Below are 12,825 nucleotides of genomic sequence, written 5' to 3'. Positions count from 1 at the left end.
TGGTGCGTGGTTTATTACGAGTCTTGCGGGTTGGTTGGCGCTTCCTAATGTGGTGGTTATTTTGTGGGGTTTATTCATGATACTTGGCGGATTTGTAGCACTTATGGGGGCTTCTGGTGCTCAAAACCCCGCAAACCCGCGACCTGCGCGACCACAAGAACCACAACAAAACCAGAGAGGCAATCTTGCTCAACCCGTTGCACGCCCGCAAGAAGAAACTTCCCCCATCCAAATGCCTTCTGCGCCGCCTGTTGTTGAAGATGCCCAGCTTGACGTGTACCTGCAAAACGCGCTTAACATACTTGACCCGCAGGCAAATGTAATTCTTAACCGCGCACGCTTTGCTGACATCCTATTTACTAATCGCACGTTTTTGGGATTTGATGAAAACAACATTCCCCAATTTAATATTGATATGCGTTTTAACTTTCCTGGAATTGGACCAATTACTATTATTCAATGGCGAAACGTTGCATTACCAAATCAAGAACAGCGCAGCACGGGTTTTCGTCTCTTCTCTTTTGAAGGCGATGCTGAATCAGAACAAAATATTCGTGAGCAATTAGGTTTTATGGCTCAAGATACCTCTGACTACCGTTATGACCACCAGAATAGGTATCAAAACATGGACACTCGAATAAACCCTGGAAATAGAGAAAACGCGCAACGCCCGCCAATACCCGGCTACTTATTTGGTCTTGGTCGTGAACGCTGGTGGGGGGATGTACAAAATCGTGATGATGTACAGGAGATATGGTGGCAATAAAAAAAATGGCACGCACTGAACTGGAAAAAAGCATGCACTCTGCAGAATGGTTTGTTGCAAGCGTGAACACGCTTCGCGACTTTCTTAACTGTTGGGTATCACTTGATAAAAAATTCTATGGACACGTACTCTACCTTGGCATGGGAAAAACCACATTCCCCCATGATGACCATCTCAAACACTTGCACAAACAATTTTTGCTTATTTCATCAGAGTACTCGCGCGACGTGCTCAATCGCGCAAAAGCATTAGGCTCTGCTCCCCGCTTTGATGATATTGCAAAGCTTGAACAAACAAAAATCACGTACGTGCGTGAATTACTTGATATTTTTAGAGAACTTGATGCGTTTCCTGATTATGTGACCCGGTATCAAGAACTTATTGAAGAACACGTACATGGTTATAAAGAGATTGCACAAGATGCAAAACGTGTTGCTGACAATTACAGTTTTATCAAAAAAGCACTCCTTGCTTTTGAAGAAAACCTTAAAGCACTTGCAAAAGCTCTTGAGCGCGGCAATGATGCAAACGCGCAAAAACACCGGCACAGTGCGCAAGAAGAATTTGAAAAACTTACTCGTGTCATGCTTGACACGCTTGGCATGAATATTGAATCGCAAAAACGAGTGGGGCGAAAACCATCTGAACGGCGCGGCCGCATTGTGTCTCAAGACATTCTTGAACGCGAACTCATCCTTCGCATTAGACCCCATCTTGAAATGCTTAATTCTCCGACAAAAAATATTGGTGTTCAACAAATCGAGAAAGAAGAGCGCGAACTCATTAACTGGTACAACCGCGTGATTGAGCGAAAAGAATACTTCTTTGAAAAAGACCTTTCTCAGTTCACGCAACAATGGAACACACTTAACGCAAAACAAACACTCGCTTTTGAAGATATCACACAACTCCTTAAAAAAATCTCAAACCTCAACACATTATCATTTGGCGACAAGTTCACGTCACTAGGCCAATTTGGTGCAGGTAATGTGATTGACCGATTCGTTGCGTATTACATGGAACTGTATGCCCGAATATATGACCATATAAAAACGCTCAAACGAATAACGCTTGTTGGTGCCATCCGCACAAAAGAAGAGTTTGAGCAGGTGGTGTTATTCCTTGACCAGTTTCTTGAACAAACAGAACACGCATTCACACAACAACCCGCTGAATTAGACGAATTTATCAAGAACCTACAACAGGCATAATTGGTTATACAAACCTTTAAAAGTTTGAGTTGTTGATATAACCAGTAATGAACCTAAAGCGTTTTACAGTACTTCCAGCACTCGTGTCATTAGTTTTGCTTTCAGTTACTGGTGCTTTTGGCCAAGACATTTCTGGAGCACTCCAAACTGTGGGCGTCACGCTTGGCGTGCTTATTGAAGGATTTAGAACGCCTGAGGCAATTCTGCTTCTCTCACGACTCTTTGCCTTTGCTATTATTGTTGGTGTCACGTATTCAATTGGTGAAATGACTGGTCGCAGAGGTGCTGCTGCAGGATTGCAAAACGGCGCGAAGATTTTTGGCATTGTTGTTGCTGTTGCAACAAGTCTACTTGCGCCACCCACATATTTACTCTTGTTCTTCTACTTTGGCGCCATTCTTGGGCAGTTCATACTGTTTGGTGTTGTGCTCTTTTTTGTGTGGCAAATCTTTCAAGGCGGGGGCGGTGAAGAACCAAACAAGTTCAATAAAATCCTTGGTGGTCTTGCCCTTGCTGGAACCGGCCTTTTCTTTCTTGCGCTTGCAGGTATTATGAATTTTGAAATCATTTCGCAAGTCATCACACAAGGCTATCTTAACATTGATCAAGACTTACTCAATAGTGTCAATACACTTGGCTCGTTTGGGTCATTTCTCAATCTTGGCGCGGTCTTTTATGGTCTCTATCAAGTTTGGCAGGCAATTTCATCAAATGTAGGACTAGCGGGCGTGGGTCTTCTTGGCGCTGGCGCTGGCGCTGCATTTACTAAATATTTTACTGGGGGAAAAAAAGCGCAGGATGACGCGCAAGAAAACCAGGACCAGATTGAAGAACAGATTGAGCAAGGAGACCTTGTTGCAGCAATCAATACGCAAAGCCAGCAAATTGAGGCGCTTAGCCAGGCCGTGCGTTCATTACTTGAAAATAATGAAGCTGACAATCAAAACCAAGGAGGAAATGCGTAATGGTACGGGGTATACGAAAAAAGAGCAAGGATGTCACGGTTGAGGATGTTTCGCGCAGCAAAGCTGAAATGGAAGCACAACTCAAGCGCGTGAGAGAAACATATGCTCGTGTGTTTGGAGAATTTAAAACCGCTGTGGAAGCCGTTGCAAAAGAAGGTGTTGCAAAAGAACATGTTGAAGAATTAGTTAAAAAAACAAGCCTTATGATTAATCATTTCACGGTCATGGTAAAAACCGTTGACTTCTCGCAAGCAGCAATCAAAGATGTGCGTGATGCTGCTGAGTACGTGTTCAAAGCGTTTAACGTGATTGTTTCTGTTCCTGCTAATGCTACTGCAGAAGAACGGGTTAATGTCATTGCTTCACAAATAGACCAGCTTGACAGGCTTTATGCAACGGTTGGAAAAAATGCAAAAGGAAAACGGCTTGCTTCAATCCAGCGGTTCATTCCTAATTCACAACAACGTTTTGCTGACTTGCGCGCGCGCCAGGCTCAATGGCTCAAAAATCCAGTATACCGGAATCCTGTTGTCAAAAATCTTATTCGTGCATACGAAACACAAGCTGCCTTTGTTGGCGAACTCAAAGACGTGCAAACCTTTATGGAAACGTTTCAAACACAAGCGATGAAAGAAGTTCAGGAGAAGAGAGAGCTTTTTTCTCAAAACGTGCAAAACCAGAAACAATCATTTGACGTGCTGGTATCCCAGATGAAAAATGCGATTAGCGAGCGAGGCATTCTTCGCATACTCGCGTCACTGCATGCGCAAGGCGCAGAGGTTCCTCCCGAGCTTGACTCGAACCTTGTTAATGAAGCGCTCAAACGTTTAGTTAACGGGTTTGGCGCAGCTAACACAAGCATTATCGCCCTGTACGAGTCACTTATACACTATGTTAATGCGTTGCACGAGGCTATTCTCAAATTTGATGACACCATCTTTGACACGCTTGTTACTAACATCATAAAAAACATGCGCTATTATCGCGGCGTGTATGAGGATGCGCTTGAACTCTTCAAGAACGAGAAAAAAGAAACATTTGATGAACACATCCACAAACCCTACACAAAACTTACTGATAACTTTAAGAAACTCTTAAGTAAACCTCGAGCCATACCCTTTGATACGTTTAAAAAAATTGTGCCAAAAGAATCGCTACTTCTTGGCGGAGAAAAGAATGAATGGTTTATTGCAGTTCAGGAATTTTACAATCAATTGTTCGTGCTTGCCCAGCTCTATCCAAAAGATGTTGGCAAACTTGCAGGGGATAGTGCAAAAGATTTGCTCCAATACCTTTTTGATTTGAGCAAAGACATTCCTTCTTCATCGCGGCCAGAAGATTACTTGCAATGGTCGCTTTACGCTGACACGTACGCGCCATTCAAGGAATATGTTGCAAACATCTTTAATAAACAACCTGAGACTATTAATCTTGAGGAATTTCGGCCCTTAGCTCAAAACCTTATTGTTGGTGTTGGCGAGCTTGTTGGCAAGTTCAAAACAATCTATGAAAAACTCTTGTCAAACAGGAACCTGCGCGCACTTGCAAGCGCAATGAATAAAGACACTAAATCAGTTATTGACCTTCTCAACGAATGGGACGCTGAAATGACGCGCTTTTCGCAAGGATTAAGCGCGATTGGAGAAAATCCCAATGTCTTGGTTGAATCAAAAAAAAAATAACACCACGCGTGCCTGAACAATCTTTTGAATTTCTCACAAGAGCCGAGCTCAAAAACACAAAACCTGCGTTTCGCGCGCTTATTCAAAAAATTAGGGCATACTACCCGCGCAGTGATGACGCGCGTTTTAAACGTCAATTTTTGCTTGTGCTCAACCAATCATTTAAACTCTACCAACAACAACTCCGACCCCTCGGTGTGTCAAATGCGCAAGACCCCGCTCAATTTACGCGCCAAATCATTGGCAGACTCACCGACCACTTTGACCTTGAAACACTACCCCACTGGTCCAAAGAAGACGCGCAAAAACTCAAAGACCTACTTGGAGGCGCGGGCCATATTATTCATGTTAAACAAAACATTTATCGCAACCTGAATGATAGCGAGTATCACGTGTTTGTGCTTCATAGCGCGCTCTACTTTGCGGGATTTATTAAAGACAATTTTCTTGACCAATTCTGCGAATCACAAAAAGCAGGCGGACAAACCATCCATTACCCAAAACAATGACTAAAAACATTAATTCCTAAACCTTTTTTAATACACACCCGCATAAGATAGGTAGTAATGGTAGAAGTGAGTTTCGTATCCGCGCTTGAACTCTTGCGCCGCATGGGCTTCTTCCAAATAGTTTTACCCACCTTTCTTGTTTACGCCATTGTGTATGGCGTGCTTGACCGCACAAACGTCTTTGGCATGAAACAAGAAAAAGGAAAAAACGTGCCAAAAAAAGAACTCAACAGCGTTGTTGCCTTTGTTATTGCACTGCTTTTTGTTGGCGCTGCAAACCTGCTTGATGTTATGACTGCGTTTATTCCGTATATAGGCTTATTGAGCGTTATCTTTGTCAGTTTTGTCATGCTTGCCGCGCTTGCGTTTGGCGACTTTGAAAAACTGCTTGAAAAAGAATGGTACAAACAAATCATGCTTGGCGTCACTGCTTTTGCGTTTGTTTTCTCTTTTGGTCTTGCAGCAGGATGGTGGAGCTTCTCTTCAATTGTTGCAGGCGTCGGAACTGGTGCAGGTCTTTTTAGCGCAGAAAACCTGTCAGTTATGATATTTCTTGTGCTCATTGTTGGTGCAATTGCATGGATATGGAAAAGCACATCGCAAGGTGAGAGTGGGGGTAGCAGCTAAATGGCAACAGACTCGCTTTTAATAAATGTGTTCTCACAACTCTCAGGCATTGCAGACATTTTCGCACCAGAAGGAGTGAACGGCGTTGTTTTCGTGCTTGCATTTCTTCTTGTCTTTGTTATCATTTATAACGCACTTCTCATGACTGGACGGCTTTTTGGACAGCAAAAACATGGTGCTATGCGCCTTATTATTTCATTTGTTATTGCGTACACAGCAACGCTCTCGCCAACGGTTGTGCTCACAATTGAGCGCGCATTTCCCCCGCTTTCCATCTTCCTTATAGGCATGGTAGCGCTTATGTTCACGCTTTACTTTATCTTTCCAGAAAATGTAGCTTCTGGTTTTTTGAGCTCAAACCTCATGCGGCTTGCTGTTGCAGGCGCGATCTTGCTTATTTTCTGGGCAGCAACGACTGGCGGTGCGCTTACCCTTATTGAACCAAACGAACGCGGTCTGAGTCTTGGCGGTTTTCTCATTTCAGACTATGATATAGCATTACTCTTATTAATTGGAGGCTTCATACTACTTATAGCATGGGCATTCAAAGGCGAAGGCCAAAGCATGGTACCAAGCCTTGACGCGGAAAAAATCCTTAAATGGCTGCTCAAAAGGGGGGTCTAAACAATGGTTGCATTCACTGACGCACTGTCACTTATTCAACAATCCGGATTCTATGAAATAGTTATACCTTTCATACTCGTGTATGCCGTAGTGTATGGGGTACTACTGCGTTCAGGCGTGATTCAGGGCAAAGAACTGCAAGCTATTGTTGCACTTGCCATTGCTGTTGGCGTTGTTATCTCACCAACTGCGCGCACCTTTATTGCTACGCTCGTACCTTACTTCACCGGTTTTGGCATTGTGCTTTTCATGTTTGCTTTTGTACTCTTGATGGGCGGCATGAAATATGAGGAAATACTCAAAATTGTTGGAAACTTTGAGGAAGGAAGGTACACACTTATTCTTGCAATAGCAATTCTCCTGCTCTTTGTGGTCATGGCAAGCGCGTTTCCTAATGTTTCTTCTGCAAACATTGAAAAACTTGCAGAAGAGGAAAACAAAACGCTTTCAGAAAAAGTTGAAGAACTCAGTGCAAGTGAGCGCGCTGTTTTCTTTCTTTCATTACCCCAAGTGCTTGGCCTTGTTGTGCTTTTCTTTATCTTTGCAATAGCCGCGTTTGTAATAGCAAACTCAACATAACCTTGGGTGTTTGATTGGATAAAAAAATCATAAGAACGGTTATTTCTTTTTAGATGATTTTGATGCTGCTTTCTTTTTTGTTTCCTGCAATTCCTGGAGTTCACGAATGTTTGAAGCAAGGGTGGGCACTAACTTTTTCATTGCTTTTTCCATTGCACCCATTTCAAGACGAACTTCTTCAATGGTTTTGCGGTAATTATCATTTGCACTCTTTTGCTCTTCTTCAAGATGCGCTAAGCGTTCATCATACGAACTGAAGCGTTCATCAATGCCGGACACGTTTGTATCAACCTGTTCTTTTATGCGCTCAATCTCATCAAGCTTTTCAGTAACATCAGTCAATCGTTCTTCAACTATTGCTTCAATTAATTCCTCAACATCGCCAATAGTATCAACATCACGCGCAAGCTCGTTCTCCTGCGCGCTTTCTTCTGGTTCGGGCATTTGAGGCGCTTGCGGAACGTTTTGAGGTCCAGGCATTGGGGGCATGTCTAATCCTTCAGGAGGTTGTGGCAAACCCTGCTCTTGAGCTTCTCCCATGTTAGGTATGTTCATCTCGTTGTCCATTGAGGGCATTTGAGGAAGGGACATGTCTGGTGCTGATTGTTCTACTCCTTCAAATGTGGTTGGTGATTGCGCCCCGCCCCCGCCCATTTGCTGTGGTGGCGCTGAAACTGGTGAGCCTGAAATAACATTTTGTTTTGCAACTGCCTGAGAAATTGCGCGCTCAATAGTTGCAAGAGGTGCTCCCTGTTTGCGGTAATAATCAACAATTTGCGTTTTTGACATTCCCTGAGAAATCATCTGTTCAATCTGAGAAAGTGACACCCCGCCTTTTTGTGCAGGCGCATCTTTTTTTCCAAACAGCTTTTGAATGAAACTAGCCATACTATCATTTCCCTCGTTTGCGTCTTATTAAGGTTTCCAACACGTTACTCTTCCTGCTCTTCTTCTTCTTCAACAGGAGGCATGTTAAGATGTTCACGAATCAGGTTCACAATCTCTTTTTTAGAAAGATATTGTGAAGGGTCAAGCAGGTCAACGTACTTCTCGAGTGCGCTCACATCGCTTTTTCGTGCAAACACGCCAAGCTGTTTGATTAATTGCTGGAGTGTTGTGCGAAACTCGCTAAGCGCGCTATTAATTTCGCTTACCTGCGCCTTTGTTTCTTCAACATCGCGAGAAACAGTCTTAATTGTGTCATGAACTGAATCATCCATAATATCAAGCCGCTGTCTGCTTGCCGTAAGCTGTTCTTCAACCGCGCGTACACGACGGTTAAGTTCACTTACTGTTTTTGAAATTAATTCAAAATCAATTCCCGGCACTCCCTGCTTTGCTGCTTGAGATTTAGACTCTTTTTGCATTTCCTGTTTTGGCATTTGAGGCATGTCCATAGTAGTATCACACGAAACCTTAAATTAACTATACTCTTATTATAGTTATATACTTAAAAAAATAGTGTTAATGCGCGAAAAAACTCGCAAAACATCACTACGTGGTGGGAGGGTGAACTACGGTAATGGTCGAGAATCAGAAACAAAATGGTGTACCGTTCAAAATCGAACGAGAAGGTGCTGATAAAAATCTCGTGCTTGATTACACACAAACTCATTCCTACCCCTCTCTTGAAGATAATGAACTGTGCCTGGGCACGGTTATGGACACGCTTATTGAAGTTGGTGAAGTAACAAACATTATTCTTTCAGAAGAACGAAACTATGTGTATCCCTACGATCAAGCCCTGCTTTTAAACGAGCTTAGAAATGTGTACATAAAACTCATCAAAGAAGATGAAATCCTCAAACTCCCTCTTGCTGAAAACGCAGCCCAAGAGGATGTGCTTTCTAGCGCGCTTATTACTCTTCGCCACATCATTTTAGAACTTTTAAAACGCGATCCGGTTGGTGCATATCTTACTGCGCTTCGAACGCACCGTCTCAAAAAAGTTGAAGTAGACGATGTAAAAGACCCGTACAAGAAAAAAGCAGTCCATGAATACATGGCACGTCTCAAAACTATTATTGACAAGCTTGAAAAAACGCAACTCATCAAAAAAAGTGACAAATATCTTGCAGGATACAAGGTTGGAGACCGAAGTGTGTATCGCGTTTTGTTTGAACCGCACATCAAACCAAACTTTATGTACACGCGCCTTATGAGCCAGCCTCCTGCTGGCGCGCGGGAACTAGACATTTACAAACCGCACGAAGATGTTGATGTTACTATTTACGAAACACCAAACCAAGTCAAGCCGATGTATCACGTGCGTCCTCTTGAGTTCAAACTCAATGATGAGGAGTACTCGCTTCTCACCAAGGCGCGTGAAATCCTCTCAAAACACAAACCGCGAAAAGAAGAATTTGTTGACCCAAAACGAATGCGCGAAGTCTTTTTCAACGTTGCAAAAGACCTGCTCGAACAAATAGCTGAATCGCGCGGCGCAAAAATTAAATATGAACGCATTGAAAAACTTGCAGAAATCCTTGTGCGTCTCACCGTTGGTTTTGGACTTGTTGAAGTCCTGCTTCTTGACCGCGATATTGAAAACATTTATGTCAACCCTCCTGTTGGGCGCGTACCCATTATTGTCACGCATAACAAGTATGGTGAAATGAATACAAACATTCTGCCAAACATCAATGACGTGCGTTCCTGGACATCACGTTTTAGAATGCTTAGCGGAAGACCCCTTGATGAATCTCACCCTGTTCTTGACACAGAACTCTCGCTTCCCCACGCCCGCGCGCGTGTTGCCGTCATCCAGTCGCCTCTCTCACCAAAGGGCTACGCCTACGCATTTAGACAGCACCGGCCAAAGCCATGGACACTTCCGCTTTTTACAAGCTACAAAATGCTCACACCCCTTGCATCAGGGCTCTTATGGTTTCTTGTTGACGGCGCGCGCACCATGCTTGTTGCAGGAACCCGCGGTTCAGGAAAATCTTCTTTTCTTGGCTCACTGCTTGTGCAAATCATGCGAAAATATCGTATCATCACCGTAGAAGACACCCTTGAACTACCGGTGACTGCTCTTCAGGAATTTGGTTATGATATTGTTCCAATCAAAGTGCGAAGCGCGATTCTTGGCGAGCAAAATGAGCTTTCAGCAGCAGATGGTATTCGCACCACGCTTCGCCTTGGGGATTCAGCACTGATTGTAGGTGAAGTGCGCTCTACTGAAGCGCTCGCGCTCTATGAAGCAATGCGTGTTGGCGCGCTTGCAAATGTGGTTGCAGGAACTATTCACGGCGACTCGCCGTACGGTATTTTTGACCGCGTGGTAAACGATCTTGGCGTGCCGCGAACCAGTTTCAAAGCAACTGATATTATTGTTCTTGCAAACAAGCTGCGAAGCCCTGACGGTTTGCACGAATATCGTCGCATCACAAGCATTACTGAAGTGCGAAAGGAGTGGGAGCAAGACCCTGTTGCTGAACGAGGATTTGTCACGCTCATGGAATATGACGCGCGAAAAGACCAGCTCATCCCCACATCTGCGCTTGTGGAAGGAGAAAGTGACGTGCTCAAATCAATTGCAGGACGCGTCAAGGAATGGGCAGGGAACTGGGACCGCGTGTATGAGAACATTGAATTGCGCGCAAACATTATGAAACTCATTACTGATTACGCAAAAAAACTCAAGAGACCTGACCTTCTTGAAGCTGATTTTGTCATTCCCTCAAATGAAGCATTTCATCGCGTAAGCGAACGCATCGCTCAAAAGCAGGGATATGCCACGCCAAAACGCGTGCTCTTGGAATACGAAATCTGGCTTAAGGCAAAACTCAAAAAACATGGAACTTGATGAACAGGAACTCAAAAAAGAACTTAATCTAAAGCGCGCAACCCAAGATGAAACAAAAGCACAACGCGCCTCATCTTACTACTATAAAGAATTTCAACGAGCGGAAACTGAGGGTCTTACGCGTGTTGAAATCATTTACCGCAGGGTTGGAAAGCTCTTTTCTATGAGCGTGTCAAAAAAAGACGAGCAAAGCCTGCAAGAAAGCATTGACACGCTTGGACTTCGCATCACGCCACAACAAGTCATGACTACTTCTGTTGTTGCAATTGTTCTTGGACTCGCTATTTCAGCAGTTGTTTTTGTGCTCACCTTTTCAATTATGGTATTCCTGTTGGGCCTTGCTCTCACCTTTGGTTTGTACTCATATTTTCGTAATTACCCAACAAACAAGGTCAAAGCGCGCAAGCTCAAAAGTTCAACAGAACTGGTCATGGCAATTCTCTACATGGTTATTTTTATGCGCCACACTGCAAACCTTGAAGGAGCGCTTCGTTTTGTTGCTGAAAACTTGGAAGGACCGCTTGCAAACGATTTTAAAAAAATCTTGTGGGATGTTGAGTCAAAAAAATATATGACCGTCAAAGAAGCCCTTGACGTGTATGTTAATCAATGGAAAGAAACCAATCCTGAATTTGTTGATTCTGTGTTTCTCGTAACCTCTAGCATGTATCAAGTATCAGATGAGAAACGCCTTGGACTTTTAGAAAAAGCGCTTGACCGAATCCTGCAGGGCACGCTTGAGACCATGGTGCACTATTCTAACGCGCTCAAAAACCCGATTGAAGGAATTTATATGCTTGGTATCAGCTTGCCTATTTTTGGACTTATCACGCTGCCTATTATTGGTGCGTTTCTCTCAGAACTCATTAGCTCACGCGCGCTTATTATTCTCTACAATTTCCTGCTCCCGCTTGGCGTGTTTTTTATGATACAGCGAACCCTTGCAAACAGGCCCATTGCGTTTTCATATCCTGACATTTCTCACCATCCTCTTGTACCAAAACCCGGCTGGTTTTTTATCACCCTTGGAAAAAAACGCGTCAGCCTGCCGGCTCTTCCTATCTCTCTTATTGTTTTTGCAACAGCGGTTATACCCTATCTTGTCTATCTTTTTATCAATCCCTTTGGTGGAATACCTTCAGAGTGGGATGTGTACATCACGCTTTTACCTATTGTGGGAACCGCGCTTTCGATATTTTTTTACACCTATCTTACTTCATTTCAGCGTCTTAAATTGCGTGAAGAAATTGAAAACCTTGAATCCCAGTTTGCAAACACGGCATTTCAGCTTGCAAACCGTATTAGTGAAGGATTCCCCGTTGAACTTGCCGCACTTAAAGTTGCAGAAAGCATGAAAGGCTCGGAGTCTGCCAGTTTCTTCTATAAAATGGTTGATAACATGCAAAGACTGGGCATGGGTGCTGAACAGGCAATTTTTGATTCAAAACTTGGCGCGCTCGTTTACTACCCGTCGCACCTTGTTTCTGCGGCTATGAAAATTATGATTCAGGGTGCTGAAAAAAGTCTTGAAATCGCTGCGTCGTCGCTTTCAAATGTTTCGCGATACCTTTCAAACGTGCATACTATTACTGAAAAAATCAAAGATGTGCTCTCAGAAACCCTCTCAAGCCTTTCATTTGAGTCAAGCATTGTTGCGCCTATGATTTCAGGAATTGTTGTTGGTCTTACCAGCATGATTATGATGATTCTTACCAGCATGAACCTGCAAATGGAACAACTTGAAAGCCAGGCCGCAGCTTCAGAAGGCGGTTTTGGATTGTCTTCGGTCTGGTCTATTGGCTTGTTTAACGTAAAAGATGCCATACCTCTCACCACATTCCAGCTTATTGTGGGCATCTACTTTATTGAGGTGGTTATTCTTATGATGTATCTTGCCTCGCAAGTTGAATTTGCCGGAGACCCTATTAAGCAAAAACAAAAAGTTGGCAAAACACTTATGATGGGCACCATTGTATACACATTTGTAACACTTGGCGTGACCATCTTGTTTGGCGGTCTTACGCGCTTTGCGCTTACTATTGGGGGGACATAAC

At 43.6% G+C, this 12,825-nt stretch carries 12 protein-coding genes; 10 read left to right on the top strand and 2 right to left on the bottom strand.

Annotated elements, in window-relative coordinates; all coding sequences use genetic code 11:
* The 8 genes from COT72_03430 to COT72_03395 form a co-directional block, all read left to right on the top strand.
* The coding region (locus tag COT72_03430; protein PIO00188.1) for a hypothetical protein at window positions 1-766 on the top strand (766 nt) is incomplete at its 5' end.
* A complete protein-coding gene (locus COT72_03425; protein PIO00187.1) occupies window positions 754-1,977 on the top strand; it encodes a hypothetical protein in 1,224 nt (407 codons plus the stop codon). The genes COT72_03430 and COT72_03425, both read left to right, overlap by 13 nt.
* Window positions 1,978-2,024: 47 nt before the next feature.
* A complete protein-coding gene (locus COT72_03420; protein ID PIO00186.1) occupies window positions 2,025-2,942 on the top strand; it encodes a hypothetical protein in 918 nt (305 codons plus the stop codon).
* Entirely contained in the window at window positions 2,942-4,624 is a 1,683-nt protein-coding gene (locus COT72_03415; GenBank protein PIO00185.1) for a hypothetical protein, read from the top strand. The genes COT72_03420 and COT72_03415 overlap by 1 nt, the downstream gene beginning before the upstream one ends.
* Window positions 4,625-4,632: 8 nt before the next feature.
* Window positions 4,633-5,133, top strand: coding sequence for a hypothetical protein (locus tag COT72_03410; protein ID PIO00184.1), 501 nt, complete (start codon window positions 4,633-4,635; stop codon window positions 5,131-5,133).
* A 57-nt stretch (window positions 5,134-5,190) separates the two neighbouring features.
* Window positions 5,191-5,760, top strand: coding sequence for a hypothetical protein (locus COT72_03405; protein PIO00183.1), 570 nt, complete (start codon window positions 5,191-5,193; stop codon window positions 5,758-5,760).
* A complete protein-coding gene (locus COT72_03400; GenBank protein PIO00182.1) occupies window positions 5,761-6,384 on the top strand; it encodes a hypothetical protein in 624 nt (207 codons plus the stop codon).
* Between the two features lie 3 nt (window positions 6,385-6,387).
* Complete coding sequence (locus COT72_03395) at window positions 6,388-6,963, top strand: hypothetical protein (GenBank protein PIO00181.1); 576 nt, start codon at window positions 6,388-6,390, stop codon at window positions 6,961-6,963.
* Window positions 6,964-7,002: 39 nt separating this feature from the next.
* Here the strand turns inward: COT72_03395 and COT72_03390 are convergent, their stop codons facing one another.
* Both COT72_03390 and COT72_03385 read right to left on the bottom strand, forming a co-directional pair.
* Entirely contained in the window at window positions 7,003-7,851 is an 849-nt protein-coding gene (locus COT72_03390) for a hypothetical protein (protein ID PIO00180.1), read from the bottom strand.
* 44 nt (window positions 7,852-7,895) lie between these two features.
* Complete coding sequence (locus COT72_03385; protein ID PIO00179.1) at window positions 7,896-8,360, bottom strand: hypothetical protein; 465 nt, start codon at window positions 8,358-8,360, stop codon at window positions 7,896-7,898.
* Window positions 8,361-8,485: 125 nt separating this feature from the next.
* Between COT72_03385 and COT72_03380 the strand changes: the two genes are divergently transcribed.
* Both COT72_03380 and COT72_03375 read left to right on the top strand, forming a co-directional pair.
* Window positions 8,486-10,771, top strand: a complete 2,286-nt coding sequence (locus COT72_03380) for a hypothetical protein (GenBank protein ID PIO00178.1) — start codon at window positions 8,486-8,488, stop codon at window positions 10,769-10,771.
* A complete protein-coding gene (locus COT72_03375) occupies window positions 10,761-12,824 on the top strand; it encodes a hypothetical protein (GenBank protein PIO00177.1) in 2,064 nt (687 codons plus the stop codon). Before COT72_03380 ends, COT72_03375 begins: the two co-directional genes overlap by 11 nt.
* The last annotated feature ends 1 nt before the right edge of the window (window position 12,825 follow it).

Source organism: archaeon CG10_big_fil_rev_8_21_14_0_10_43_11, assembly GCA_002763265.1.
Lineage (GTDB): Archaea > Nanobdellota > Nanobdellia > PEZQ01 > PEZQ01 > PEZQ01.
This window is presented reverse-complemented; position numbering and strand designations above follow the sequence as displayed.

Bases quoted from the DNA above. Each gene is read 5' to 3' on its own strand.
- COT72_03425 (PIO00187.1), top strand. From the start codon at position 754: ATGGTGGCAATAAAAAAAATGGCACGCACTGAACTGGAAAAAAGCATG.
- COT72_03420 (PIO00186.1), top strand. From the start codon at position 2,025: ATGAACCTAAAGCGTTTTACAGTACTTCCAGCACTCGTGTCATTAGTT.
- COT72_03415 (PIO00185.1), top strand. From the start codon at position 2,942: ATGGTACGGGGTATACGAAAAAAGAGCAAGGATGTCACGGTTGAGGAT.
- COT72_03405 (PIO00183.1), top strand. From the start codon at position 5,191: ATGGTAGAAGTGAGTTTCGTATCCGCGCTTGAACTCTTGCGCCGCATG.
- COT72_03400 (PIO00182.1), top strand. From the start codon at position 5,761: ATGGCAACAGACTCGCTTTTAATAAATGTGTTCTCACAACTCTCAGGC.
- COT72_03395 (PIO00181.1), top strand. From the start codon at position 6,388: ATGGTTGCATTCACTGACGCACTGTCACTTATTCAACAATCCGGATTC.
- COT72_03390 (PIO00180.1), bottom strand. From the start codon at position 7,851: ATGGCTAGTTTCATTCAAAAGCTGTTTGGAAAAAAAGATGCGCCTGCA.
- COT72_03385 (PIO00179.1), bottom strand. From the start codon at position 8,360: ATGGACATGCCTCAAATGCCAAAACAGGAAATGCAAAAAGAGTCTAAA.
- COT72_03380 (PIO00178.1), top strand. From the start codon at position 8,486: ATGGTCGAGAATCAGAAACAAAATGGTGTACCGTTCAAAATCGAACGA.
- COT72_03375 (PIO00177.1), top strand. From the start codon at position 10,761: ATGGAACTTGATGAACAGGAACTCAAAAAAGAACTTAATCTAAAGCGC.